The 26,232-nt window shown below is 58.2% G+C and carries 28 protein-coding genes; 23 read left to right on the top strand and 5 right to left on the bottom strand.

Features of this window, described 5'->3' with window-relative positions:
- A partial coding sequence (locus DU29_RS0104365; RefSeq protein WP_033050292.1) for an MFS transporter occupies positions 1-685 on the bottom strand: 685 nt, incomplete at its 3' end.
- 112 nt (positions 686-797) lie between these two features.
- Complete coding sequence (locus DU29_RS0104370; RefSeq protein ID WP_028620614.1) at positions 798-1,451, bottom strand: HD domain-containing protein; 654 nt, start codon at positions 1,449-1,451, stop codon at positions 798-800.
- 295 nt (positions 1,452-1,746) lie between these two features.
- Between DU29_RS0104370 and DU29_RS0104375 the strand changes: the two genes are divergently transcribed.
- From DU29_RS0104375 to DU29_RS0104420, 10 genes are all read left to right on the top strand, one after another.
- Entirely contained in the window at positions 1,747-2,229 is a 483-nt protein-coding gene (locus DU29_RS0104375; protein ID WP_028620615.1) for a GNAT family N-acetyltransferase, read from the top strand.
- A gap of 159 nt (positions 2,230-2,388) precedes the next feature.
- Positions 2,389-3,051 carry a hypothetical protein gene (locus DU29_RS0104380; protein WP_028620616.1) on the top strand — a complete coding sequence of 221 codons (663 nt, stop codon included), beginning with the start codon at positions 2,389-2,391 and terminating at the stop codon, positions 3,049-3,051.
- Positions 3,048-3,542 (top strand): PAAR domain-containing protein, encoded by a 495-nt coding sequence (locus DU29_RS0104385; RefSeq protein ID WP_028620617.1) that lies wholly within the window; start codon positions 3,048-3,050, stop codon positions 3,540-3,542. The genes DU29_RS0104380 and DU29_RS0104385 overlap by 4 nt, the downstream gene beginning before the upstream one ends.
- Before the next feature lie 5 nt (positions 3,543-3,547).
- Positions 3,548-4,288, top strand: coding sequence for an alpha/beta hydrolase (locus tag DU29_RS0104390; protein WP_236645573.1), 741 nt, complete (start codon positions 3,548-3,550; stop codon positions 4,286-4,288).
- Positions 4,288-4,782 carry a hypothetical protein gene (locus tag DU29_RS1000000132965; RefSeq protein WP_028620619.1) on the top strand — a complete coding sequence of 165 codons (495 nt, stop codon included), beginning with the start codon at positions 4,288-4,290 and terminating at the stop codon, positions 4,780-4,782. Before DU29_RS0104390 ends, DU29_RS1000000132965 begins: the two co-directional genes overlap by 1 nt.
- A 355-nt stretch (positions 4,783-5,137) precedes the next feature.
- Positions 5,138-6,130: a 2-dehydro-3-deoxygalactonokinase gene (locus DU29_RS0104400; protein WP_028620620.1), complete on the top strand. Its 993-nt coding sequence runs from the start codon at positions 5,138-5,140 to the stop codon at positions 6,128-6,130.
- A gap of 19 nt (positions 6,131-6,149) precedes the next feature.
- The gene (locus DU29_RS0104405; RefSeq protein ID WP_028620621.1) at positions 6,150-6,770 is read left to right on the top strand and encodes a 2-dehydro-3-deoxy-6-phosphogalactonate aldolase; all 621 of its coding nucleotides are present in this window, start codon (positions 6,150-6,152) and stop codon (positions 6,768-6,770) included.
- Positions 6,771-6,830: 60 nt separating this feature from the next.
- Complete coding sequence (gene dgoD, locus DU29_RS0104410) at positions 6,831-7,979, top strand: galactonate dehydratase (RefSeq protein WP_008152275.1); 1,149 nt, start codon at positions 6,831-6,833, stop codon at positions 7,977-7,979.
- Between the two features lie 196 nt (positions 7,980-8,175).
- Complete coding sequence (locus DU29_RS0104415; RefSeq protein ID WP_028620622.1) at positions 8,176-9,486, top strand: MFS transporter; 1,311 nt, start codon at positions 8,176-8,178, stop codon at positions 9,484-9,486.
- 60 nt (positions 9,487-9,546) lie between these two features.
- The gene (locus DU29_RS0104420; protein ID WP_028620623.1) at positions 9,547-10,353 is read left to right on the top strand and encodes an IclR family transcriptional regulator; all 807 of its coding nucleotides are present in this window, start codon (positions 9,547-9,549) and stop codon (positions 10,351-10,353) included.
- 4 nt (positions 10,354-10,357) lie between these two features.
- On the opposite strand, the gene DU29_RS0104425 is transcribed toward DU29_RS0104420, so the two are convergent.
- Positions 10,358-11,410 (bottom strand): NAD(P)-dependent alcohol dehydrogenase, encoded by a 1,053-nt coding sequence (locus DU29_RS0104425; RefSeq protein ID WP_028620624.1) that lies wholly within the window; start codon positions 11,408-11,410, stop codon positions 10,358-10,360.
- Between the two features lie 193 nt (positions 11,411-11,603).
- On the opposite strand from DU29_RS0104425, the gene DU29_RS0104430 reads away from it, so the two are divergent.
- Complete coding sequence (locus DU29_RS0104430) at positions 11,604-12,494, top strand: AraC family transcriptional regulator (RefSeq protein ID WP_028620625.1); 891 nt, start codon at positions 11,604-11,606, stop codon at positions 12,492-12,494.
- Positions 12,495-12,671: 177 nt separating this feature from the next.
- Here the strand turns inward: DU29_RS0104430 and DU29_RS0104435 are convergent, their stop codons facing one another.
- Positions 12,672-14,336 (bottom strand): electron transfer flavoprotein-ubiquinone oxidoreductase, encoded by a 1,665-nt coding sequence (locus DU29_RS0104435; protein ID WP_028620626.1) that lies wholly within the window; start codon positions 14,334-14,336, stop codon positions 12,672-12,674.
- Positions 14,337-14,882: 546 nt separating this feature from the next.
- Between DU29_RS0104435 and DU29_RS0104440 the strand changes: the two genes are divergently transcribed.
- From DU29_RS0104440 to DU29_RS0104485, 10 genes are all read left to right on the top strand, one after another.
- The gene (locus tag DU29_RS0104440; RefSeq protein ID WP_028620627.1) at positions 14,883-15,632 is read left to right on the top strand and encodes an electron transfer flavoprotein subunit beta/FixA family protein; all 750 of its coding nucleotides are present in this window, start codon (positions 14,883-14,885) and stop codon (positions 15,630-15,632) included.
- Positions 15,633-16,562, top strand: coding sequence for an electron transfer flavoprotein subunit alpha/FixB family protein (locus DU29_RS0104445; RefSeq protein ID WP_028620628.1), 930 nt, complete (start codon positions 15,633-15,635; stop codon positions 16,560-16,562).
- Positions 16,563-16,645: 83 nt separating this feature from the next.
- On the top strand, positions 16,646-17,464 hold the full coding sequence (locus DU29_RS0104450; protein WP_033050294.1) for a substrate-binding periplasmic protein: 819 nt from the start codon (positions 16,646-16,648) through the stop codon (positions 17,462-17,464).
- Between the two features lie 9 nt (positions 17,465-17,473).
- The gene (locus tag DU29_RS0104455) at positions 17,474-17,830 is read left to right on the top strand and encodes a DUF4398 domain-containing protein (protein WP_028620630.1); all 357 of its coding nucleotides are present in this window, start codon (positions 17,474-17,476) and stop codon (positions 17,828-17,830) included.
- Positions 17,827-18,639, top strand: a complete 813-nt coding sequence (locus tag DU29_RS0104460; protein WP_028620631.1) for an OmpA family protein — start codon at positions 17,827-17,829, stop codon at positions 18,637-18,639. Before DU29_RS0104455 ends, DU29_RS0104460 begins: the two co-directional genes overlap by 4 nt.
- A 388-nt stretch (positions 18,640-19,027) precedes the next feature.
- Entirely contained in the window at positions 19,028-20,467 is a 1,440-nt protein-coding gene (locus tag DU29_RS0104465; protein WP_028620632.1) for an aminotransferase-like domain-containing protein, read from the top strand.
- Between the two features lie 89 nt (positions 20,468-20,556).
- Positions 20,557-21,048, top strand: coding sequence for a hypothetical protein (locus DU29_RS0104470; protein ID WP_028620633.1), 492 nt, complete (start codon positions 20,557-20,559; stop codon positions 21,046-21,048).
- A 163-nt stretch (positions 21,049-21,211) separates the two neighbouring features.
- Positions 21,212-21,466 carry a YkgJ family cysteine cluster protein gene (locus DU29_RS0104475; protein ID WP_028620634.1) on the top strand — a complete coding sequence of 85 codons (255 nt, stop codon included), beginning with the start codon at positions 21,212-21,214 and terminating at the stop codon, positions 21,464-21,466.
- A gap of 41 nt (positions 21,467-21,507) precedes the next feature.
- On the top strand, positions 21,508-22,110 hold the full coding sequence (locus DU29_RS0104480) for an START domain-containing protein (protein WP_028620635.1): 603 nt from the start codon (positions 21,508-21,510) through the stop codon (positions 22,108-22,110).
- A 284-nt stretch (positions 22,111-22,394) separates the two neighbouring features.
- Complete coding sequence (locus tag DU29_RS0104485; protein WP_028620636.1) at positions 22,395-24,488, top strand: LTA synthase family protein; 2,094 nt, start codon at positions 22,395-22,397, stop codon at positions 24,486-24,488.
- Positions 24,489-24,548: 60 nt separating this feature from the next.
- Here DU29_RS0104485 and DU29_RS1000000131135 read toward each other — a convergent pair whose 3' ends face one another.
- A complete protein-coding gene (locus tag DU29_RS1000000131135; RefSeq protein ID WP_174602692.1) occupies positions 24,549-24,707 on the bottom strand; it encodes a DUF3309 family protein in 159 nt (52 codons plus the stop codon).
- A gap of 278 nt (positions 24,708-24,985) precedes the next feature.
- Here DU29_RS1000000131135 and DU29_RS0104495 point away from each other — a divergent pair, with 278 nt between their 5' ends.
- The gene (locus DU29_RS0104495) at positions 24,986-25,801 is read left to right on the top strand and encodes an SDR family oxidoreductase (protein WP_028620637.1); all 816 of its coding nucleotides are present in this window, start codon (positions 24,986-24,988) and stop codon (positions 25,799-25,801) included.
- A gap of 64 nt (positions 25,802-25,865) precedes the next feature.
- Complete coding sequence (locus tag DU29_RS0104500; RefSeq protein WP_028620638.1) at positions 25,866-26,198, top strand: YnfA family protein; 333 nt, start codon at positions 25,866-25,868, stop codon at positions 26,196-26,198.
- Positions 26,199-26,232: the final 34 nt, after the last annotated feature.

Below are 26,232 nucleotides of genomic sequence, written 5' to 3' on the forward strand. Positions count from 1 at the left end.
CGCACCCGCCGAGGCCGACCATGATGATCGGAAACAGCGCTTTGGACGACAGCACCTGAACAGTGGCGCGCCAGGAAATGCGCGCAACGGCGGGCACAGGCGAGGGCGCTTTTTTCAACTGAGCATCGAGCCGCCAGAACAGCAACACGCCGATCAGACTGGCCAACGCCGCAAGGTAAAACGCTGCAGTTATCGGATAGCCCAGCGCAGCAGCCGCGCGGCCCAACAACGGACCGCTGCCGATCCCGGTCATCATGCTGCCCGACAGCAGCGCGAAGTACTTTGCGCGTTGGGCGGGCGTTACCAGGCTCGCGACGATAATCGGGCCCAAGGTGTAAAACACGCCCCAGCCCAGTCCCAGCAACAGTCCGAAAAACAGCAACAGATTGCCGAATCCAGGCGTCATCGCGAAGCCCAGACTGGCTGCCACCAACAGCATGCCAAATAGCGCAATCGAACGCGCCGCGCCGAGCAGATCCGACAGGTGACCGGAGACAATCACCGCCGCAAACGTACTGAGCATCGCCGCCGAAATCACACTGCCGGCATCGTGTTCGTTGCCGCCCCGTGAACCGATCAACAGAGACAACAAAAACGTCGAGCCGTAGGACAACGACAGCAAATAACTGGCGAGACAAAACAGGCTGAACAGCCTGCTTGAGACGTGGGACGTAGCGGTAGACATGAGGCAGTTCCTTGACCCGGTAACGGTGCTATTCCTCTGTCTATCACGCGCATCGACATTGTTAGTTGCGAGGTTATCGATGCCAGGGTAAGCGCGGGGCGGAGTAATGCGCTCAGGGGAGGCCGATTTCTTCTTTGAACAGCTCCATGAAACCCTTCAAACGCTCATGTCGGATGCGCGCGAGGCGCTGGCCGGTGGTCGTCTGGAAACCGTCCGCCAGGTGCAGCAACTTGGTCTGGAAGTGATCGAGGCAAAAACGTTTGTCATCGTAATCACGCGCTTTTGCTTCTGGGTCCTGCGGGTCGTACAACGCGCTGCCCATGCGTCCGGCGATGTAAAAGGTGCGGGCCACGCCGAGCATGCCGAGGGAGTCGAGGCGGTCGGCGTCCTGCATGATCTTCGCTTCCAGGGTGAGGGGGGCGATGTCGGCGGAAAAGCTGTGTGCGTGAATGGCGTGGGCGACAGCGCTGATTTTCATGCTAGGCCACGCCAGGGTGACCAACACGGCAGACGCTTTCTCGGCGGCCAAACGTGACGCCTGTGAACGCAACGGCGAGTTCTTCTCCACCGCTACGCAATCATGCAAAAGCACCGCCGCCAGCAACACGTCAAGGTCGCCACCTTCTTCAGCATGAAGCGTGCGCACGTTGTGCCACACCCGTTGCAGATGAGACAGATCGTGCGCGCCGTCTTCGGAAGGTTCCAGCGCATGGGGCAGCAGTTGTACCGCCAGCAGCTGCAACGGTGCAAAGGCATCAATGGTCATAGACATCCTGTTCAGTGAAAACATTTTTTGGCAGCGACTCTACCTTGTAGCAGCTGGCGCAGCCTGCGTTCGGCTGCGCAGCAGTCGTGAAAAACCTGCGTACACGGTTCACCTGTAACACCGCAACGCCTGATTTCACGACTGCTGCACAGCCGAACGCAGGCTTCGCCAGCTGCTACAGATACTCCACCAGCTGCTACACATGCTCCTTGGGCCCGGCTGTGAATTTCCAGTGTGACGAGTGGCGTGTGCCGACTTAGTATGGCGTTTTCAACTTATCGAACAAGGCATGTCCATGACCATCGAAATCCGCCCGGCGACTCCCAGCGATGCGCCGCAGATCCTCGGGTTCATTACCGAACTGGCCGACTACGAACGTGCCCGTCACGAAGTCATCGCCAGCGTCGCCGACATCGAGCGCAGCCTCTTCAGCGAAGGCGCCACCGCCCACGGTCTGATCTGCCTGCGCGACGGCCAGCCCATCGGCTTCGCCGTATTCTTCTTCAGTTATTCCACCTGGCTCGGCAGCAATTGCCTGTACCTCGAAGACCTCTACATCACCCCCGAACAACGCGGAGGCGGTGCAGGCAAGACCCTGTTGCGCCACCTAGCAAAAATCGCCTGCGCCAACGACTGCGGCCGTTTCGAATGGAGCGTGCTGGACTGGAACAAACCGGCGATCGACTTCTACGAATCCATCGGCGCACGCCCGCAGGAAGAGTGGGTGCGGTATCGGATGGATGGCAAGGTTTTGCGCGAGTTCGCCCAGGGCCAATGATGAATTATGGCAAGCAAATGTTTATTTGATTGTCGGCAAGGCGCTGGCTCGGCACTATAGGCGCGCACTTTTCGCGCGCTCATGGATGACACCTGCAATGCCTCTGGCAAAAATTCTCCATGCCCGTGGAGCCTTCGCCCCGTTACCGATTGATCGGCGATGAGCGGATTACGGGCGACAATGCGTCTCTACGGGCTGGTAAAAAACCTAGGCTCGAGCGACAACCCGCACCGCCAGGCGGTAGACATTCTCTGCATCACAAACCGCATGGGCGGCAAAGCCATTCGCGCTTTTGTTTCGCGGCTGGACGCCGAGTTGATGGCGCGCGGCGCGGGGTTTGAGGCCTACCGCGTAATACCCCTGTGCACCTTCGATCCGAATCCGTTTCTGGCAGCGCATCAAGGCTGGCTGGCGTTGCACGTGTGCTGCGGCTTTGTCGCCCCGGCCGGTCAATCGTTAATGCACAAAGGTACGCTGTCGCCGATGGGCTGGTACGTCTACTCCCAGATTGGCCATTGGACGTCTGAGCATCATCTGGATCTCGGCCCGCAGATGGCCGACCTGTTGCAAACCGCCTACGAGCGTCATCAGTTGATCAGCTACAACACTTGGCTCAACCAACTCGACGATGTCTCGCCCGCGGAATTGGCCTGGCATGCCGACCAAGCCTGGGGACAACTGCAATCCACCCCGCAAGGAAAAAGTCGCGAGCATCGCCATGCGCTGTTCGACCCCGTCGACAACCGCTGGCGCTTCTGCGCGACCGACATCGACATCTGCCTACCGCCCCCGGAACCTCTGAAGCAAGGAGCTTTAAATTGAGTGGAAAACCCGCTGCCCGCGTCACTGACCCGACAGCATGCCCATTGCCAGGCCATGGCACTAACCCGATTGTCTCTGGCTCGCCCGACGTCTTCTTCGACGGCCTCGCCGCCGCCCGCATGACCGATACATCGGCCTGCGGCAGCCCTATCACGGGCGCCGTCTCCGGCACCGTATTTATCAACGGCCTGAATGCCGCGATGCTTGATAGCACCGGAGGGCACGGCAATGTCGTGGTCGGTGGGTCGGGGACGGTTATTATTGGGCAGAGTGGTGGAGGGGCAACGTTTAGTGGGCTGTTGCCGATGCCGGTGCATTTTACCGACAGATTGCAAGTGACGAATGAGGCGACTGGAGACCCTGTACCCTATCACGCCTACACCATTATACGAGGTGATGGCAGTGAGGAACACGGTGTAACCGATGCGTTTGGATTTACGCATACGGTCAGTTCGCACCTGGCTGAAACCATCAAATTGTTTGTGGAGTGATGGAATTGACCGAAGTCAGTGCGCCGACTGAAACTCCTCATACCAAGAGAGAAGCGAGGACCCACACACTCACGTGCAAGACGGATCAGTCTAATAAACAAGTGGCAATTGCTCTTCGAGATTTTGTAGTCTTTTTTATTGGTGGTGCGGGGGATCAGCAAAGCTATTACTTTAGTGGTCCTAATAATAATGTCGATGATATTCGTCAGATTTTCATGGACGATGCGAGAGTTTTGAAGTTTCCAGTGGGTAAGTTTGAGTCGTGGCCCCTCAGCTATAATGACTTTGTCAGCGAAAAAGACTTGAACGAAAAAGTGCTAAGGAAGATACCAGGCTGTTCAACAGCGGTATACATTATCGGACATAGCCTTGGGGCTTGGAATGGCGCTCATCTCTCGGCTGTTTTAACGGATAAAGGTTATACCGTACGAATGCTGTTGACCATTGATCCCGTTGGCGAAGGTGCGATCGTTTGGGGGATTTCAAATATATACAGATTGCAACCTAAGCCGAAGGCAAAGTACTGGGTAAATATCCGCGCCGCGCCACTAAAACCCAATGCATCGGATGGTGTTGCGGAATTTGGTGAGCAGTGGGAAATTACCACGGGGCCCGATGTGATGGGGCGAGTAGATGTGAATCATGCGGATGCTAATATCATGTATCTTCGACCTTTAAATAATGGAAAAACAGCTCGCCAGATTTTGAATGAATCTATATTGAATTTGTTTAGGGGTAATGCTTGATGTTACGATTTTCTTTATTTGGGTTAATCGTGCTGTGTACTTCCTGTTCTTTGAACCATGGCAAACCAATTGCAACATTGACGTATTCTGATATTGCGGAGTTGGAGGGTACAGGCATATATCAAGTTCGTTTTACTTCGGATGTAGAAATTCTGGAGTTATTCAAGTCGCACATCGGGCAGGGGTTGATCTGCTCTGTAGGAAAAGATCTCGACTTTTCGGTAGCCCACCAAATAAAGCGCTCTGGGTATGGTTTCGTCGAGCGCATTGAAGATGCTTCTGAAAAAAAATATCAGGCTCGTGTCATTTTCAGGGAATCAACTGGAGAAAAAGGGGCGGAGATTTTTCCTGAAGGCGAGGCGCTGAAGCATTGGATCGCAAGTGATAAGTATATTTCCTGCATCTTTCGGTCTCACTCCACTACCTACAAGACCTATTTTTCGAACGTTATGCGTGTTCCCACTGGCGATTTAGTTCGCGCAATCGAAAGATAACCACGCGTTCACACTCGGGGTTCGGATATCGGTTTTGTGCAGTGCCCGTTCCCATAGCGGCCTGGTTCAGGGCTGGAGCAAACGCCCGCTCCGGGCGGCGTACACCATCATCAGAGGTCATGGACTCCTGAGCCCGGTTAGCGGATCAAGACAGTAATAGCTATGGGGTAGGAGCCCGCCCGAATGGAGGACTGCGCGTCATCTTCATTAAAGACTTGCAACCCGGATAAGCACTAGGTAGGCATGCATTGAATCTATCCCATATTATGAGACGCCAAATTACATATTGAGATTTTGTACCTCCCAGGTTTATAGTCCAGCTCACTCACTGTCCAAAAAACAAAACAGGTGAACGATGCTGGCGCAATTGATCGCGCTCGATTGGGGGACGACCTCATTACGTGCTTACAAACTCGCCGAGGGTGGCCAGGTGCTCGAACAGCGTTCGCTGTCTTCGGGGATCATGCAGCTACCAGAGACGGCGCGAGTCATCAACGGTCAGCTGTGCGCTGACGGTTTTGAACTGGCGTTCGATGAAGCGTGCGGTGACTGGCTCGACGCGCAGCCGGAGCTGCCGGTGATTGCCTGCGGCATGGTCGGCAGCGCTCAAGGCTGGCGCGAAGCCGCCTACTGCGACACGCCGGCGAACGTCGCCAATCTCGGAAACTCCCTACAAACAGTTCGCAGTCTGCGCGGTGTCGATGTGCACATCGTGCCGGGTGTGATTCAGCGTTCGACGCTGCCGAATGTGATGCGCGGCGAAGAGACTCAGGTGCTCGGAGTTCTGCAGAATTTGCCGGCCGAGGCGGGCGCCGATCTGTTGATCGGCCTGCCAGGCAGTCATTCGAAATGGGTCGAAGTGATTGATGGCCGCATCGTGCATTTCGATACCTTCATGACCGGCGAAATCTTCGCCGTCCTCAGCGAACACAGCATCCTCGGGCGCACCCAGCAGCGCGGTGCCTCTTTCGACGGCGACGCATTCGATCGCGGTGTGCAAACAGCCTTGTCGGCGGACGGTGAAATCGGTCCGCTATCGACGGTGTTCAGCGCTCGCAGCCTTGGTTTGACCGGTGAACTCAGTGCTGGTGCGCAACCGGATTACCTGTCCGGCCTGCTGATCGGTCATGAGCTGGCGGCGTTGGCCAACGTTCAGCGTCGGCGCCGCAAAACCGTGCACCTGCCTTCGATCATTCTGATCGGCAACGCCCAATTGTGCAGTCGTTACAGCCGGGCGCTCGACGCCTGCGGTTTCGCTCGCGTGACGCTGGCCGAGCAAGCCACCGAACGCGGGTTGTGGCAGTTGGCGCTGGCCGCCGGACTGGTCGCAGCACATCCATCCCGTTAAACCTGAATGGAGGTCTGACATGCTTAAACAAGCACTGGCGCAAAACGGTCTGATCGCGATCCTGCGCGGCCTGCGGCCACAAGAAGCCGCGGCTATCGGAGAAGTCCTGTATGCCGCCGGATTTCGCGTCATCGAGGTGCCGCTCAATTCCCCTGAGCCGTACGAAAGTATCCGCATCCTGCGCAGTACGTTGCCTGCCGATTGCCTGATCGGCGCGGGCACGGTCCTGACCCCGGAACACGTCGAGCAAGTGAAAGCAGCGGGGGGCCAGGTGATCGTCATGCCCCACAGCGATGCCAAGGTTTTACGCGCAGCGAAAGCGGCAGGGCTCTACCTGTCGCCAGGTGTCGCGACGCCGACCGAAGCCTTCGCCGCGTTGGCCGAAGGCGCGGACATCCTGAAGCTGTTTCCTGCCGAGCAGATGAGCCCGGCCGTCGTCAAAGCCTGGCTCGCGGTACTGCCGGCCGGAACGATTCTGGCGCCGGTCGGCGGCATCACCCCGGACAACATGCAGGTGTTCATCGACGCGGGCGTCAAAGGCTTTGGCCTTGGATCCGGCCTGTTCAAACCCGGCATGACGCCTGAGCAAGTGGCGACCAATGCCGAAGCCTACGTGGCGGCCTGGAAAGCGCTTCGTTAAGAATCTTCAAGCGCTGCTAGCGCTGTATCTAACAAGAACTGCATTTATAAGAGGCACGAGATGAAAATCACCAAACTGACCACCTTCATCGTTCCACCGCGCTGGTGCTTCCTCAAGGTCGAAACCGACGAGGGCGTGACCGGTTGGGGCGAGCCCGTGGTTGAAGGCCGCGCGCACACTGTCGCCGCAGCCGTTGAGGAATTGTCCGACTACCTGATCGGCAAAGACCCACGCAACATCGAAGACATCTGGACCGTGCTTTACCGCGGCGGCTTCTACCGAGGCGGCGCGATTCACATGAGCGCGCTGGCCGGTATCGACCAAGCGTTGTGGGACATCAAGGGCAAGGCCTTGGGTGTGTCGGTCAGTGATCTGCTAGGTGGCCAGGTGCGTGACAAGATTCGCGTGTATTCGTGGATCGGCGGCGACCGCCCGGCGGACACCGCACGCGCCGCGAAAGAGGCCGTCGAACGCGGTTTCACCGCGGTAAAGATGAACGGCACCGAAGAGCTGCAGTTCCTTGATTCTTTCGAAAAAGTCGACCTTGCACTGGCCAACGTTGCTGCCGTTCGTGATGCGGTCGGGCCGAATGTCGGTATCGGTGTGGACTTCCATGGTCGCGTGCACAAGCCGATGGCTAAGGTGCTGATGAAGGAACTCGACCCGTACAAACTGATGTTTATCGAAGAACCGGTGCTCAGCGAAAACTACGAAGCGTTGAAAGAACTTGCACCGTTGACCAGCACACCGATTGCCCTCGGCGAACGCTTGTTCTCGCGCTGGGATTTCAAGCGCGTGCTCAGCGAAGGTTACGTCGACATCATTCAGCCGGATGCCTCCCACGCTGGCGGTATTACCGAGACGCGCAAGATTGCCAACATGGCCGAAGCCTACGACGTGGCGCTGGCGCTGCACTGCCCGCTGGGCCCGATTGCGTTGGCTGCGTGCCTGCAACTGGATGCGGTTTGCTACAACGCGTTTATTCAGGAACAGAGCCTGGGCATTCACTACAACGAGAGCAACGACCTGCTGGATTACGTCAAGGATCCGCGGGTGTTCGATTACGACAAAGGCTTCGTGAAGATTCCGAACGGCCCAGGGCTGGGAATCGAGATCAACGAGGAATATGTGATCGAACGCGCGGCCGTCGGCCACCGCTGGCGCAACCCGATCTGGCGCCATGCCGATGGCAGTTTTGCCGAGTGGTGAGTCCTTTCTGACTCCACACAAACCCCTGTGGGAGCCAGCCTGCTGGCGATTTCGTCGACACATCCAGCGCTTACGGTGACTGACACACCGCCATCGCCAGCAGGCTGGCTCCCACAGTTTGATCTTCATGGACAAGGAGATCGGCAGCATTCCATTTTTAATCCGACCTCAATAAACATAAAAAGAGGCACACCCCATGCAACCGCAAACCCTCACCGGGCAGGCGTCGTTGGTGGCGCCCAGCCGCAAGCGATTTTTCATCATGGTGCTGTTGTTCATCACCGTGGTCATCAACTACCTGGACCGCAGCAACCTGTCGATTGCCGCCCCGGCGCTGACCAGCGAACTGGGAATCGACCCGATCCACGTCGGCCTGATCTTCTCCGCGTTCGGCTGGACCTACGCCGCCATGCAGATCCCCGGCGGCTGGCTGGTGGACCGCGTGCCGCCACGTATTCTCTACAGCGTCGCGCTGCTGCTGTGGTCGATCGCCACGGTGATGCTCGGCTTCGCCGCCAGTTTCATCGCGTTGTTCGTGCTGCGCATGGCCGTTGGTGCGCTCGAAGCGCCGGCGTACCCGATCAACAGCCGCGTGGTCACCACCTGGTTTCCGGAGCGCGAACGCGCCACGGCGATCGGTTTCTACACCTCGGGACAATTTGTCGGTCTGGCATTTCTGACGCCGGTGCTGGCCTGGCTGCAGCATCAGTATGGCTGGCACATGGTGTTCGTCAGCACCGGTGCGGTGGGCATTCTCTGGGCGGTGATCTGGTACGCGGTGTATCGCGAGCCACGGGATTTCAAGGGTGTCAATGACGCCGAAATCGAGCTGATCCGCGAAGGTGGCGGGTTAGTGGACATCCAGGCCGAACAGGCCAAGGTCAAAGCCAAGTTCAGCTGGACCGATCTCGGCATTGTGCTGACCAAACGCAAACTCTGGGGCATCTACCTCGGCCAGTTCTGCCTCAATTCGACCTTGTGGTTTTTCCTGACGTGGTTCCCGACCTACCTGGTGAAATACCGTGGCATGGATTTCATCAAGTCCGGCCTGCTGGCGTCGCTGCCGTTTCTCGCGGCCTTCGTCGGTGTGCTGTGCTCGGGTTTCTTTTCCGATTTTTTGATCCGGCGCGGCTACACCGTGGGTTTCGCGCGCAAACTGCCGATCATCGGCGGCCTGCTGATTTCGACCTCGATCATCGGCGCCAACTTTGTTGACTCGACGCCGCTGGTGATTGCATTCCTGGCGTTGGCATTTTTCGGCAACGGCCTGGCATCGATCACCTGGTCGCTGGTGTCCACCTTGGCACCGGCGCGGTTGCTGGGGCTGACCGGTGGCGTGTTCAACTTCATCGGTAACCTGTCAGCGATCACCACGCCAATCGTCATCGGTTTTCTCGCCACCGGAGACTCGTTCGCGCCGGCGATCACCTACATCTCGGTTCTCGCATTGATCGGTGCACTTTCCTACGTGTTACTGGTGGGCAAGGTCGAGCGGATCAAGTTGTAGTCGCAGCCGTCGGGCGACCATAATGCCGCCCGTTCACTTGCTCAACGGTAAAGGCTGGATATGCAGGAAGACGCCCCAAAAATCGCCAAGGACGCCGCTCCGACTGGCACCCAGACATTGCTTCGCGGTCTCGGTGTGGTTCAGGCCGTGGCCAGTGGCGCCCGCGATCTCAAGGAAATCGCCCGGCTGATCGGCACCACGCGCAGCACTACCCATCGTCTGGCCAGTTGCCTGGTGGACGAACGCTATTTACGCGTGGTGCCGCAGGTCGGCTATCTGCTGGGGCCGAAGCTGATCGAGTTGGGTTTTCAGGCGCGTGAAGAATTGCCGCTGGTTACCCTCGCTGCTCCGTATCTGGATGAGCTGTCGGCGTTGACCGGCGACACCATTCACTTGGCGATTCGTGAAGGCGACGAGGTGCTTTACCTGCACAAAAATCCGGGGCGCAATGGCCCGGAAATGCGCTCGCGGGTCGGCCATCGCATGCCGCTGGCGCGCACCGGGATCGGCAAAGCGTTAATGCTGGATGACACCCGGCAAGAGTGGCAGCGACTGTACGAAGTCAGCCTGCCGGCGGGTGGGAAAAATCAGTTCTGGCCGCTGCACCCTGAACAATCCTGGGAGCAGTTTCAGCAGCGCATGGTCGAGTATGTCGCGGGTGGTTACGCCTTTGACCTGGAAGACAACGAGCCGTCGATCCGCTGTGTGGCGGCGCCGATTCGCGATGCCAGCAAACGCATCGTCGCCGGCATCAGCATCGCCAGCACCGTACCGTACATGCCGCTGGAAAAAATGGCCGAGCTGATTCCCCTGATCAAAGGGGTCACAGCCCGGCTCTCGGCGGAGCTGGGGCTGAAGATAGCTTGAAGGATCAGGCTTTCAGGGTCGCCATGTCGATCACGAAGCGGTACTTCACGTCACCGGCAATCATGCGGGTGTAGGCTTCGTTGATCTGACGGATGTCGAGCATTTCGATGTCGCAGGTGATGTCGTGCTCGGCGCAGAAATCCAGCACTTCCTGGGTTTCCGCGATTCCGCCGATCAGCGAGCCGGCCAATACGCGACGGCTCATCACCAGCTTGCCGGCATGTACCGGTGGCTCAACCGGTTCAATCAGGCCGACCAGGATGTGCACGCCGTCGAAACGCAGCGTATCCAGGTAGGGATTGAGGTCGTGTTGCACCGGAATGGTGTCGAGCAGGAAATCGAAATGTCCGGCGGCGGCTTTCATCTGTTCAGCATCGGTGGACACGATGACGTGATCCGCACCTTGGCGACGGCCTTCCTCAGCCTTGCTTGCCGAGCGAGTGAACAACGTCACTTCCGCGCCCATGGCTTTGGCGAACTTGATGCCCATGTGGCCGAGGCCGCCCATGCCGAGGATGCCGACCTTGTCACCGGCCTTGACGCCGTAATGCTTGAGCGGCGAATAGGTGGTGATACCGGCGCAGAGAATCGGCGCGGCGCTGGCCAGGTCAAGCTTCTCCGGGATGCGTACGACAAAATGCTCGCTGACCACGATGCTGTCGGAATACCCGCCCATGGTGTTGCTGCCGTCCACGCGGTCCGGGGTGGCGTAGGTCATGGTCGGACCTTCGAGGCAGTATTGCTCGAGGTTTGACTGGCAGGCTTCGCAGCTGCGGCACGAGTCGACCATGCAGCCCACACCGACCAGGTCGCCGATTTTGTGTTGGGTGACGTTCGCACCGACTGCGGTAACTTTGCCTACGATCTCGTGACCCGGCATCAGCGGATAAACAGCAATGCCCCACTCGTTGCGGGCCTGGTGGATGTCGGAATGGCAAACGCCACAGTAAAGAATGTCGATCGCCACGTCGTCGGCGCGCGGGCTGCGACGTTCGAATTTCATCGGGGCGAGGGGAGTGGTTGCTGACTGGGCGGCGTAGCCGATGGCGGTGTACATAGTGAACCTCGCAAATGCAGTGACAAGTGAGGCTGTGAAGTCTGGGCGCCCAGCCCCGGTGTCGGCCATGACGATTCCTACGGCAGTCATGCCTAATCCTCCGGGATGTGCCTTCGATTGGTCGCATTGAGCGTCAGACCTGCGATGATGCTTTCATGCCTTTTTCCTTGATTTTTTCCGTGCAGGGTTTTCCATGTTGTTGACCCGTCATCTCGACGCCAACGCCACGTTGGTGTCATTGGTCCAGCCGCTGACCACGCGCGACGGCTTCGCACCGACCGCGTTGCCAGGCGTGCAGGTACTGCGTGCCAGTTGCGATGTTGCGCGGGGGCCGCAGATCTACGAGCCAAGCCTGGTGATCATCGCCCAAGGCAGCAAACTGGCGTATCTGGGCCCGCGGACGCTGGAATACGGTGCCGGGCATTATCTGATTCAGGCGCTGCCGGTGCCTTTCGAGTGCGAAACGTTTGCCGCGCCAGATGGCCCTATGTTGGGCGTTTCCATCGCGATCGATCGCGTGCTGCTCGGTGAGCTGGTATTGGCCATGGGCCTGGCGCCGGGTAGAAATATCCAGGCGCAAACCCCCGAGTCGATGACCTCGGCCGTGCTCGATGATGCGATGCGCGGTTGCGTCGAGAGGCTCTTGCGCTGTCTGCACGATCCACTGGAATGCCAGATCATGGGGCAGGCTCGTTTGCGCGAATTGCTGTTCGTGGCGTTACGCGGGCCGCAAGCCGATGTGTTACGGGCGCTGGTGGAGCAGCAAGGGCAGTTCGCGCGAATCGCTGCGTCACTGAATCATCTGCACGCGCATTACACCGAACCGTTGAACGTCGAAACCCTGGCCAGTTGCGCCAACATGAGTGCCTCGACCTTTCATGAGCATTTCAAGCGCAGTACGTTGTTGTCACCGGTGCAGTATTTGAAACGATTGCGCTTGCTCAAGGCGCAGACCTTGCTGGTCGCGGAGGGGCTGGGTGTGGCGCAGGTTGCTCATCGGGTCGGGTATCAAAGTACGTCGCAGTTCAGCCGCGAGTACAAGCGTTACTTCGAGCGCAGCCCGGGGGGTGAGCGCGCGGCCTGATTCACGGTAATTACTTGTAGGAGCCGGCTTGCTGGCGATTGCGTTAGGTCAGTCGACATCTGATTATCTGGGCGGACGCTATCGCCAGCAAGCCGGCTCCTACAAAGAGTGTGTCGTCTGAATCCCGGGCAACAAAAAGGCCCCCGTTTCGGGAGCCTTGATGTTCAGGCGTTCAAGTTACATGTTCGGGTAAGTCGGGCCGCCAGCACCTTCCGGTGCCACCCAGGTGATGTTCTGTGCAGGGTCCTTGATGTCGCAGGTCTTGCAGTGAACGCAGTTCTGGGCGTTGATCTGGAAGCGCTTCTCGCCGTCCTCCTTGGTGATCACTTCGTACACGCCGGCCGGGCAATAGCGCTGCGCAGGCTCATCGTAGAGTGGCAGGTTTTTGCCGATCGGGATGCTCGGGTCGGTCAGCTTCAGGTGGCAGGGTTGTTCTTCTTCATGGTTGGTACCGGAGATGAACACCGAGCTGAGTTTGTCGAAGCTGATCTTGCCATCCGGTTTCGGGTAGTCGATCTTCTTGCAGTCCGCCGCGAGTTTCAGGCACGCATAATCCGGCTTGTTGTCGTGCAAGGTGAACGGCAGCTTGCCGCCGAAGATGTTCTGGTCGAGCCAGTTGAAACCGCCGCCGACAATGGCGCCATATTTGTGGATCGCCGGCCCGAAGTTGCGGCTGGCGAACAATTCGTCGTAGAGCCAGCTCTTCTTGAACGCGTCGACGTAAGTGGTCAGTTCTTCGGTGCCGTCTTTCTCGGCGAACAGTGCCTCGGCCACGGATTCAGCGGCGAGCATGCCGGACTTCATCGCCGTGTGGCTGCCTTTGATCTTGGCGAAGTTCAGGGTACCGAGGTCGCAGCCGATCAACGCGCCGCCCTTGAAGACCATTTTCGGCAGCGAATTCAGGCCACCTTTGCAGATCGCGCGGGCGCCGTAGCTGACGCGTTTGCCGCCTTCCAGGTACTGCTTGAGCACCGGGTGATGCTTGAGGCGCTGGAATTCGTCGAACGGCGACAGGAAGGTGTTGCTGTAGGAAAGATCGATGATCAGGCCAACCACGACCTGATTGTTTTCCAGGTGATAGAGGAACGAGCCGCCGGTGTTTTCGCTGCCCATGATGTCCATCGGCCAACCGGCGGTGTGCACAACCAGGCCTGGCTGATGCTTGGCCGGGTCGATGTCCCAGATCTCTTTCAGGCCGATGCCGTAGTGCTGGGCGTCGGCGTCGCTGTCGAGGTTGAAGCGCTTGATCAATTGCTTGCCGATGTGTCCGCGGCAGCCCTCGGCGAACAGCGTGTACTTGCCGCGCAATTCCATGCCTGGCGTGTACAGGCCTTCTTTCGGATGACCTTCGCGGTCAACCCCGAGATCGCCGGTGATGATCCCGCGGACCACGCCGTTCTCGTCGAACAGCGCTTCCTGAGCGGCGAAGCCCGGGTAGATTTCAACGCCGAGGTTTTCCGCCTGTTGTGCCAGCCAGCGGCACAGGTTGCCCAGCGAAATGATGTAGTTGCCTTCGTTGTGCATGGTCTTGGGCACAAAGAAGTCAGGAATTTTTTGCGCGCTCTCGGCGTTTTTCAACACGAAGATATCGTCGCGGGTGACGGGCGTATGCAACGGCGCGCCGAGTTCTTTCCAATCCGGGAACAGTTCGTTCAGGGCGCGGGGTTCGAATACCGCACCGGAAAGAATGTGAGCACCGACTTCGGAGCCTTTTTCGACCACGCAGACGCTGATTTCCTTACCGGCTTCGGCGGCCTTCTGCTTCAAGCGGCAGGCGGCTGACAAACCAGCGGGGCCGGCACCGACGATGACCACGTCGAATTCCATGTATTCGCGTTCCACAGGCTATCTCCTACTCAAGGCTCAACAGTTTTTTTTCTAATTGGAGGTTTGGTGTCGCATCCATGAATTCCCGCGCAGGGCGCAGAACAGGACAATCGATAGACCACCTTTCTCTCTGGGTGGCGCATTATATCTACACCACTTGCAGCGTCCAATACAAACGTTTGTTTGAATCGGCTCCAGGCCAGAGAAATCAAAGTCACCGTGGCTTATGAACGGCTATTTTGCCGTATTGACCGGAATAGGCGTTCCGGTCAAGATACGGTCGGTTTTGCGCTCGCCGTAGGCTGACTGCAGGTTTCAGGAGCACCTCTAAAGGCAGGGCGATGGCGGTACAGGTGATGCGCAGCGCAGGTTCGGCTCGCAGTTTACACGCCACGATCGGTAATGACTTGTCGGTCACCACTGACGGACGGTCATTAACCGCGTGAGCTGCATTCACCTGCTCAGTTGCCAGCGTTTTTAGAGGTGCCCTTGCGCCGATGAGTATCAACCGCCAGGTTCGCCTAGGCGGCTTTCTTTTCACCGGAGAGTAACGAGGAATCCATGAAGGTTCTTGTAGCTGTCAAACGCGTTGTTGATTACAACGTCAAGGTTCGCGTCAAGGCGGACAATTCCGGCGTCGACCTCGCCAACGTCAAGATGTCGATGAACCCGTTCTGCGAAATCGCAGTGGAAGAAGCCGTACGCCTGAAAGAAAAAGGTGTTGCGACTGAAATCGTCGTCGTCTCCATCGGCCCGACCACCGCTCAGGAGCAACTGCGCACCGCGCTGGCTCTGGGTGCCGATCGCGCCATCCTCGTCGAATCCGCTGAAGACCTGACTTCGCTGGCCGTTGCCAAGCTGCTCAAGGCTGTAGTCGATAAGGAACAGCCTCAGCTGGTGATCCTTGGCAAACAGGCCATCGATAGCGACAACAACCAGACTGGCCAGATGCTCGCTGCATTGAGCGGTTATGGTCAGGGCACTTTCGCTTCGAAAGTCGAAGTGTCCGGCGACAGCGTTGCCGTGACCCGCGAAATCGACGGTGGCGCGCAGACAGTTTCCCTGAAACTGCCGGCCATCGTCACCACCGACCTGCGTTTGAACGAGCCGCGTTACGCGTCCTTGCCAAACATCATGAAAGCCAAGAAGAAGCCTCTCGAAGTGCTGACTCCGGACGCTTTGGGCGTTTCCACCGCCTCCACCAACAAGACCGTAAAAGTCGAAGCGCCGGCTGCACGCAGCGCAGGCATCAAGGTCAAGTCCGTGGCTGAACTGGTTGAAAAACTCAAGAACGAAGCGAAGGTAATCTAAATGACTATCTTGGTTATTGCTGAACACGACAACAAAGTGCTGGCCCCGGCCACGCTGAACACCGTGGCTGCTGCTGCCAAAATCGGCGGCGACATCCACGTTCTGGTTGCAGGTCAGGGCGCTGGCGCCGTGGCTGAAGCCGCTGCGAAAATCGCTGGCGTGGCAAAAGTGCTGGTGGCTGACAACGCCGCTTACGAGCATCAATTGCCGGAAAACGTTGCTCCACTCGTGGCCGAGCTGGGCGCTGGCTACAGCCACATCCTGGCCGCCGCGACCTCCAACGGCAAAAACATTCTGCCGCGCGTTGCCGCTCAGCTGGACGTTGACCAGATCTCCGAGATCATCTCGGTTGAAAGCGCCGATACCTTCAAGCGCCCGATCTACGCCGGTAACGCGATCGCCACCGTTCAGTCGAACGCGGCGATCAAAGTGATCACCGTGCGTGCCACCGGTTTCGATCCGGTTGCTGCGGAAGGTGGTTCGGCTGCCGTTGAAGCCGTGGCTGCTGCGCACAACGCTGGCACTTCGAGCTTTGTTGGCGAAGAGCTGGCAAAGTCCGATCGTCCGGAACTGACCGCTGCCAAGATCGTCGTTTCCGGCGGCCGCGGCATGCAGAACGGCGACAACTTCAAGCACCTGTACGCCCTGGCCGACAAGCTGGGCGCTGCCGTAGGTGCTTCCCGCGCCGCGGTCGACGCAGGTTTCGTACCCAACGACATGCAGGTCGGTCAGACCGGCAAGATCGTTGCGCCACAGCTGTACATCGCGGTCGGTATCTCCGGCGCGATTCAGCATTTGGCCGGCATGAAAGACTCCAAGGTGATCGTTGCGATCAACAAGGACGAAGAAGCGCCGATCTTCCAGGTGGCCGATTACGGCCTGGTCGCGGACTTGTTCGAAGCCATCCCCGAGTTGGAGAAGCTGGTCTAATCCAGCCGCTTCACTTATAAAGAGCCCGGCCTTTTGGTCGGGTTTTTTTTGCCTTCTGAAACAGAGTTGGATAGGAGAGCGTCGTGCGGCAAGTATTTGGTTGGTCAACGCTGCTGGGGTTGGCGCTATTGCCAGGGCTGTCGTTGGCCGCAGGCAAGTGCGAACGCTTGGTCGTCACCGGCAGCCCGGACGCGCCGCCGTACCTCTGGCAAGATCCGGAAAATCCAAAAAAACTGATCGGCGCCAGTGCCGATCTGTTGCAGCACGTGGCGGGGCAGATGGGGATCAAGGTCGACCTGCTCTACGCCGGCAAGCGGTCGCAGGCACTCGACGAAGTTCGCAGCGGGCGCATGGACATGCTCGCCGATGCGCCGTTGACTGTGACTGAGCTCGAGTCCCTCGATTACATCCACCCGCCGTTACTGGAAAATGATTATCTGGTCTGGACCAGAAAAGACTCCGCTCTGGTGTATAACCAGGCCGCCGACCTGCACGGCCATTCCGGTGCCGTGTCGGAAAAGTCTCGAATGACCTCGGAATTTGCATCGTTCGCCGAGCAGCAATTGACCCTCGTGCGCACGCCAAACCTGACGCAGGCCTTGCAGAAACTGCTCTTGGGCGAAGTGGAGTTTGTTCTTGCTGGGCGCTATTCCGGTCTGGCAGCGGCGCAGTCGTTGAGCATGGCCAATGACCTGATCGCACGCGATCAACCCATAGACAAACCGGGCCTGTTCCTCGCGGTTTCGCATAACTCGGCCTGCAACGATCCGTGGTTGCGCGGACAGCTGACGAAAAAGATGACAGAATTGCCCGCGTCCGGACTGGCAGAGGCTGCCTTGCAGCGCAATATCGAGCGCTGGAAGTCGCAGCAGCAACAACCTGTCAGTACCCCAAAACAGTAGGGATTTTTAGTGAGTATTCGACCTCTTTTCGCTGCCCTGGCCGTTGTGGCTCTGGCGGGTTGTGCAGCCGATCCGGCGCCGAATGAACAAATCCGCCTGACGGAACAGGCACTCATACAGGCCAAGGCCGTGGGTGCCACCGCCGACGATGTGCCCGAAATGAAGCTGGCGGAACAAAAGTTCAACCGCGCCCAGGGCGACATGACCGACGAATCCTACAAGCATGCCCGCATGCGCGCCGAACAGGCCGAACTGGATGCACGTCTGGCCGAGGCAAAGGTCCTGACTCTGAAAAGCCAGGAAAAGCTGAACGTGCTCGACACTCGCATCGCTCGCCTGCGCAAGCAGCTGGGAGATGCCCAATGAACCTTAAGTCAAAAGCCCTCGGCGGTTTGCTTCTGGCTGGGTGTGTCAGTCTCTATGGCTGCGCCGGTCAGCACAGCGAAGATGCGTTGCAGGAGGCTGGTGCCGACTTTCAGAAGGTCAAGGAAGATTCCAACGTGCTGCGTATCGCGCCGAAAGACGTGATTCGCGCTGGTGAGTCACTGGCACGTGCCGATCGTCTGTCCACCTATTGGGGCAGTGGCTCCGACGTGCAGCATTACGCTTACCTGAGCCGGCGCTACAGCGAAATCGCCCGGGAACACACCAATCAGGCGCTCAATGACGAGCGCGCGGCGAAGCTCGAACTGGAGCGTCAGCGCCTGCAACTGGCCCTGCGCGAATCCAAGCTGCTGAGCGTGCAGCAGCAGGGCAAGTGGCTCGAGGAACAGATCCTCGCGATGACCACTACCCAGACCGATCGCGGCCTGGTGATGACACTGGGCGATATGTTGTTCGACACCGGCGAAGCAGAACTGAAAAACTCGGCCAACCGCGTGGTGCTGAAGATTGTGCAGTTCCTGCAGCTCAACCCCAAGCGCGTCGTGCGCATCGAGGGTTATGCAGACAGTACCGGCGGCAAGCAGGAAAACCTCAAGCTGTCCCGTGATCGGGCGCAATCGGTTGCCGACGTACTGATTGACCTGGGCGTCGACGACAAACGCATCCAGGTCGAGGGTTACGGCGACGAGTACCCGGTGGACGCAAACGCTTCCGAACGCGGCCGGGCGCAGAATCGTCGCGTGGAAATCGTGTTCTCCGACGAAAAAGGCCAGCTCGGCGCCACCCGCTAGGCGCCGCCGAACCCGCTGGATCCGCAGGACCGTAGGAGCTGTCGAGTGCAACGAGGCTGCGATCTTTTGATCTTCCGCCTTGGACCGAGGTGCAGCTGAAAGATCGCAGCCTCGCTGCACTCGACAGCTCCTACAGATTTGCATCAGACGCAGCAAATGCAGCAGACGTACCCGGTGCAGCCAATGCAACAGATCTCACATCAACCCGGCGCCTGCCAAACAGCACCGGGTTTTTTCGTGCCTGCGAATTGCTCCACAAAGCAGTACAGTTTTTGCTGACACTGCACTGTACGGTCGACTATTGTGGCAACTGTCCCAGTACACTTCTAAACTGTTCCGGTATTGTTTCACACAAGAATAAAATGCCCGTGAAATCGAGTGCTGCGTCATGACCAATCTTTTGCTCTACCAACGTATTGCTCAGCAACTGGCTGAAGACATCCGTCGTGGCGTCTATCAACCGGGCGAGCGCGTGCCCTCGGTGCGCAAGATGAGTTCGCAGCTCAATGTCAGCCATGCGACCGTGTTGCAGGCGTATGCCAACCTCGAGGATCAGGGCCTGATCCGCGCGCGACCGCAGTCTGGCTATTACGTGCACCAGACGCCGGCCCTGACCGCGCCGACGCCGGACATTGCCCGTGTCGAGCGTCCCGGTCTGGTAACGCGCAGCAGCATCATTCAGCAAGTGCTGGTCGAATCCCGCCGCGAAGGTGTCTTTCCGCTGGGCGCTGCGGTGCCCAGTGTTGACTATCTGCCGGTGCGCGCACTGCATCAGCAATTGGCCAAAGTGACCCGATTCCACAGCCCTCGTGCATTCAGCTACATGTTCAGCCCCGGTTTTGAGCCGCTGCGTCGGCAAGTGGCGATTCGCATGCGCGACGCTGGCGTAGTGGTTGACCCCTCGGAAGTCGTGATCACCCACGGTTGCGTGGACGCGCTGCAAATGTCGCTGCGTGTGCTGACCCGCCCGGGCGACCTGATCGCAGCCGAGTCACCGACCTATTATGGTCTGCTGCAGCTGGCCGATCTGCTCGGCCTCAAGGTCATAGAAATCCCTAGCGATCCCGCCACCGGCATGAGCCTGGAAGCCCTGCAACTGGCAGCCAACCAATGGTCGATCAAGGCTTTGGTGCTGACCACCCGGCTGAGCAATCCTCTGGGCGGCACCATGCCCGAGGAGCGGCAGAAACAGTTGCTGCGGCTGGCTTCGGATTTCGATATTCAGATTGTTGAAGACGATATCTATGGCGAGCTGATGTTTGAGCAGGGGCGCACAAAATCACTCAAGGCGTATGACCGGCTGGATCGGGTGATCTATTGCTCGAGCTTCTCCAAGACCTTGTCGCCGGGGGTGCGGATCGGCTGGATGATTGCCGGCAAATACCAGCAGGAAATCCAGCGCTTGCAGACATTCAGCACGCACTCTGCCTGCAGCGTCACGCAGATGGGCATTGCCGCCTATCTGGAAAATGGCGGCTACGACCGACATTTGCGCTACATCCGTCAGGAATACCGGAAGAATCTCAGCGCGTTTCAGCTGGCGGTACAGCAGTATTTTCCGGAAGGCACGCAGATGACCCGGCCAACCGGCGGCTTTATTTTGTGGGTCAGTTTGCCGGGACGGGTCAACACTCAGGAACTGCATGTGCGGGCCCTGCAGCAGGGCATCAGTATCGCGCCGGGATTGATTTTCAGTAACACCGAGCAATTCAATCACTGCATTCGGCTCAACTGCGGGACCCCCTGGAACCGTGAAGCCGAGCGCGCCCTGATGACTCTGGGCATGCTGGCGACCCAGCTGTGCCAGGAGATGGCTGGCGGATTTTGACGGGGCGGGCAGGTATTGCTCGTCCGCGCTTGTCTTGTCGCGTGCAACAGGCGAGCATAAGGCTATCTGCCGCTCACGTCGTTGGGTCCATGAAACCGATATTTCCTGCCGTCTGGCTATCGATTTGTCTGCTGGTCACCTTCCAGGCGAGTAGCGTCATTGCGGCTCCCGCTCAGGAAAAACCTGCCGCCAGTGCGGCGCCGGACAAACCGGCAACGGCCAGGAAAGTCGCGCCCGCCAAGAAGGCTACACCCGCCAAGAAGCCAGCGGCCAAGGTGAAAAAACGCGCGCCGATTTCCTCCAAATCGAAATCCGCTCGCGAAATTGCCAAGACCAAATTACCGCCGGTCCCGATCGATCTCAGTTTGCCTGAGGACATGGCCGAAGAACTCAAACCCGAGGGTACGGTGACGTTGCCCAAGCGCGAGCCCCTCTTGCCGCAAATGTTCGGTGACAAACCAGGCAGCGAAGCCTTTCAACTCAACGGGCGTTTGATCAGCAACGAAATGCAACTGCAACTGCGCAATGACGAGCGTCGCGATGTCGATGGCGCAGCGCTCGAATTCGAATTCAAGCGCTGAACACCATCTGTGTAAGCCTCTGGCCAGACGCTTTGTCGGTGACTGGTCAGTCACAGCCGCTGAACAGCAAAAACTCTTCCTCAGCAATTTGAAACAACCGTTGTAGCGGTTACCCTGTGCCCCGTCCTTTATACACATCGCCCATCGCGAGGAGCTCGTCGTCATGAAATGCCGCGAAGGCTGTGGCGCCTGTTGCATTGCCCCTTCCATCAGCTCACCCATTCCTGGCATGCCGCTCGGCAAGGCTGCGGGCGAACGCTGCGTGCAACTGTCAGTTGACAATCTGTGCCGGATTTTTGGCCGCCCGGAACGTCCTGCCGTGTGTTCGGCATTCGAAGCCGACGTCGAGGTGTGCGGAAGCAGCAATGGCGAAGCGATCAGGTTGTTGGGCTGGTGGGAGCAGATGACGGCGGCGTGATGTGTTCACCGAACGGAATTCAACAATAAGGAAATAACATTATGGGTTCGCTGCATCGTATGGCTGTGCTGTGTGGTTTCACGGTTTTGCTGGCCTCCACGGCTCAGGCCGAAGAATGGAAAACCGCCAAGGAAGAGGACGGCATCAAAGTGTCGCTGTCAGAGGTGGCCGGTTCGCAATACAAAGCGTACCGCGGCGTTACCGTGATGAAGACGACCATGGCCAAACTGCGTGCCTTGCAGGAAGACGTCGCCGCTGCGTGTGCCTGGATTCATGAGTGCAAGAGCCAGAAACTGATTAAACACGAAGGCAACGAAGGCTGGACCTACAGTCAGTTCAACACGCCTTGGCCGGTCACCCCGCGCGATTCGGTCACCCATATCACGACGGTTGAGGGCGCCGATGGCAGCCTGACGCGCAAACTCCAAGGCGTGCCCAAGTATCTGCCGGAAGAGAAAGGTTTCGTGCGGGTCACCCAGGTTGAGGGCTTCTGGAAGTTCGTGCCAAAAGGTGATCAAGTTGAAGTGACCTATCAGGTGCACACGGAACCGGGCGGCAGCGTGCCATCGTGGCTGGCCAACAAGTTTGTGGTAGATGCGCCATTCAATACCCTGAAAGCCTTGAAAGAACGCGCCGAAAAATAATCGCGCTGCCCTTCAACAAACGCCCCGACTGGTTCGGGGCGTTTCGCATTGAGCGGGGCAGGGCGCTTTATTTTGTTTCGGGATATGCGTTGCACGAAATTTTCACAAAGGCTCCAAGACAATTCGCCCCCGCCGGCAAACCGGTGAGTAATCAATGGTAATGCCGCAGGTGATCGTGCAACATTTGCGCACCGCGTAAGCCCCGGGGCCGAGAACTGGTCAACAGAGGGCAAGGCGCCGCTGTATTTTTTGCAACTTCAACTTCCAATGGGTCCTAAAACGACATGGCAAACCCGGACGCCCTGAATCAGCAGCGAGCTTCAAGTCGCCTGCTGCAACCGACCGTCAAATCGCATCTGGCCTACACGCTGCTGTGCGCCCTGATCATGATGGTGATGTTCAGCCTGCTGCGCCTTGCGCTGCTGGTTTATAACAGCGAAATGATCCTCGACACCCCAGCCTCGACCTTCGTCGAAGCCTTTATCAACGGCCTGCGTTTTGACCTGCGCCTGGTGGTGTACCTGAGCATTCCATTGGTACTGGCGCTGTTCAGTGCCCGCGCGATGGCCGCCCGTGGTTTCTTCCGGTTGTGGCTGACGATCGCTTCGAGCATTGCGCTGTTCCTCGGCCTGATGGAAATGGACTTTTACCGCGAATTCCACCAGCGCCTCAACGGCCTGGTCTTCCAGTATGTGCAGGAAGACCCGAAAACCGTGATGAGCATGCTCTGGTACGGTTTCCCGGTGGTTCGTTACCTGTTGGCGTGGGCCTTTGGCACGTTGATTCTGACCCTGGCGTTCAAGGGCGCCGACCGCGCCACTCGTCCGCGTGGCCCGTTCAGCGGCGGCAGCATCAGCACGCGTCAGGTTGCGCCATGGTATTCGCGCATCGCGGTGTTCGTGGTCTGCCTGTTGATTTGCGTGGTTGCCGCTCGTGGCACCTTGCGCCAGGGCCCACCGCTGCGCTGGGGTGATGTCTACACCACCGATTCGAACTTCGCCAACCAGTTAGGTCTCAACGGCACGCTGTCACTGGTCGCCGCGGCGAAGAGCCGCTTCTCGGAACATCGCGACAATGTCTGGAAATCGACAATGCCGCAGCCGTTGGCGCAGCAGACCGTTCGCGAGAGTCTGTTGACCCCGAGCGACAAACTGGTCGATGCCGAAACGGCCGCCGTTCGCCGCAATTTCACCCCGAATGCCGACAAGACGTTGCCGATCAAAAACGTCGTGGTGATCCTGATGGAAAGCTTCGCCGGACACTCGGTCGGTGCTTTCGGACGTCCGGGCAACATTACTCCATACTTTGACAAACTGGCGAAAGAAGGCCTGCTGTTCGACCGCTTCTTCTCCAACGGCACCCACACCCACCAGGGCATGTTCGCCACCATGGCGTGCTTCCCCAACCTGCCGGGTTTTGAATACCTGATGCAGACGCCGGAAGGCAGCCACAAACTGTCCGGCCTGCCGCAGTTGCTCAGCGCCCGTGACTATGACGACGTGTATGTCTACAACGGCGACTTCGCCTGGGACAACCAGTCGGGCTTCTTCAGCAACCAGGGCATGACCAATTTCATCGGCCGTAACGATTTTGTTAACCCGGTGTTCTCTGATTCGACGTGGGGCGTGTCAGACCAGGACATGTTCGACCGTGGTCTGGAAGAGCTGAAAGCCCGCGATGGCAAGGACAAAAAGCCGTTCTACGCATTGCTGCAGACCCTGTCCAACCACACGCCGTATGCCTTGCCGACGCCACTGCCGGTGGAGCGCGTGACCGATCGCGGCAGCCTCAACGAACACATGACCGCCATGCGCTACTCCGACTGGGCGCTGGGTCAATTCTTCGAGAAGGCGCGTAAAGAGCCGTACTTCAATGAAACGCTGTTCGTCGTCGTCGGCGACCACGGTTTCGGCAACGAGCAACAAATCACCGAAATGGACCTGGGGCGCTTCAATGTTCCGATGCTGCTGATCGGGCCGGGCGTGCAGGAAAAATTCGGTCAGCTGGATCACACCGTCGGTACTCAGGTCGACGTGGTGCCGACCATCATGGGCCGCATCGGTGGCGAGGTGATCCATCAATGCTGGGGTCGCGACCTGCTGAACCTGCCGGAAGGCGACAAGGGTTTCGGCGTGATCAAACCTTCCGGTAGTGATCAGACCGTGGCTTATCTGACAGCAGACCGCGTGCTGGTGTTGCCGAAGGACATGCCGCCCAAGCTGTACCAGTACGAACTGGGCGCCAACCCGAAAGGCATGGTTATCCCGGCATCACCGGATGAAGATGAACTGAAGCAGAAACTCGAGTCGTTCATCCAGACCGCGACCAAGAGTCTGATCGACAACACGGCCGGTGTAGTCGACGGCACTCCCGACTAAGTTTCACCGCGCAATAAAAAAGAGGCCCCTGAGGGCCTCTTTTTTTTGCTTCTTAAATCTTTATATCTTGCCGAGTAACAGCAGGATCAACAGCACTACCAACACCACACCGATGATACCCGACGGACCATAACCCCAACTTCTCGAGTGAGGGAAGACCGGCAAGCCACCTACCAGCAGGAGGATCAGAATAATGATTAGAATTGTGCCCATGTCTATTTCCTTGTTGGAAGTGTTCTGGAATTGCCTGGTGTCTACTGTCAGCTGGAATACAAATAACCCGAGCTGCTTACAACGTCCGACTGGCCTGCACGTGAAAAAATTCCATGTTTTTTTAATGTTTTTCGAAGAAAGCGTTATTTCTTTTTAATCGCACTAGTTACCGCGCAAGCGACTACGGTTTGCTCGGGCCATTCAGCAATCTGATGGAGCGTGGGTCGGGCACGCTCCTTCGCTACACTCGACGCATCTTCCCCGGAACAACAAGGCTGTCTGCTATGCAAAACCGCATGATGATCACTGGCGCAGGCTCGGGCCTGGGTCGCGAAATCGCGCTGCGCTGGGCGCGCGAGGGCTGGCAGCTTGCCTTGTCGGACGTCAGCGAGCCAGGCCTGCAGGAAACCCTCAAAATGGTCCGTGAAGTGGGCGGCGACGGATTTATCCAGCGCTGCGACGTGCGTGACTATAGCCAGCTGACTGCTTTTGCGCAGGCCTGCGAAGAAAAACTGGGCGGCATCGATGTGATCGTCAACAACGCCGGTGTGGCATCCGGCGGGTTCTTCAGTGAATTGTCGCTGGAGGACTGGGACTGGCAGATCGCGATCAACCTGATGGGGGTGGTCAAGGGGTGCAAGGCCTTCCTGCCGCTACTGGAAAAAAGCCAAGGCAAGATCATCAATATCGCTTCAATGGCTGCGCTGATGCAAGGTCCGGCCATGAGTAATTACAACGTGGCCAAGGCCGGCGTAGTGGCATTGTCGGAGAGTTTGCTGGTTGAACTGAAACAGCAGGAAATCGGCGTTCACGTGGTGTGCCCGTCATTCTTCCAGACCAACCTGCTGGATTCGTTCCGTGGCCCGACACCGGCCATGAAAGCCCAGGTCGGCAAGTTGCTGGAGAGTTCACCGATCACGGCGGCGGACATTGCTGACTACATCTACCAGCACGTCGCCGCTGGCGAATTCATGATTCTGCCTCACGAACAGGGGCGTATGGCCTGGGCGATCAAGCAAAAGAACCCGCAATTGCTCTACGACGAAATGACCAGCATGGCGGAAAAGATGCGCGCCAAGGCCAAACAAACCGCAGGCTGAACTTGCCGGTACGCCATGCCCTCGTTAGGGTGGCCGGCATCGGTCACTCTTGCGAGATGTGCGCATGCTCAATTATCTGTGGTTTTTCCTCGCGGCACTGTTCGAGATCGCCGGGTGCTTTGCTTTCTGGATGTGGCTGCGGCAGGGCAAAAGTGCCTGGTGGGTTTTGCCGGCACTGCTCAGCCTGACCTTGTTCGCGCTGCTGCTCACCCGCATTGAAGCCACGTACGCCGGTCGTGCTTATGCGGCCTACGGCGGGATCTATATCGTGGCATCAATTGGCTGGCTGATGGTGGTCGAGCGGGTCCGTCCGTTGGGTTCAGACTGGATCGGCGTGGCGCTATGCGTAATCGGTGCGAGCGTTATTCTGCTGGGACCGAGGTTTTCCGCCGCTTGAAAGTGTGATTTGTAGGACGTTTCTTTCGGCGCGC

Source organism: Pseudomonas sp. Ant30-3 (genome assembly GCF_000690905.1).
Taxonomy (GTDB): Bacteria; Pseudomonadota; Gammaproteobacteria; order Pseudomonadales; family Pseudomonadaceae; genus Aquipseudomonas.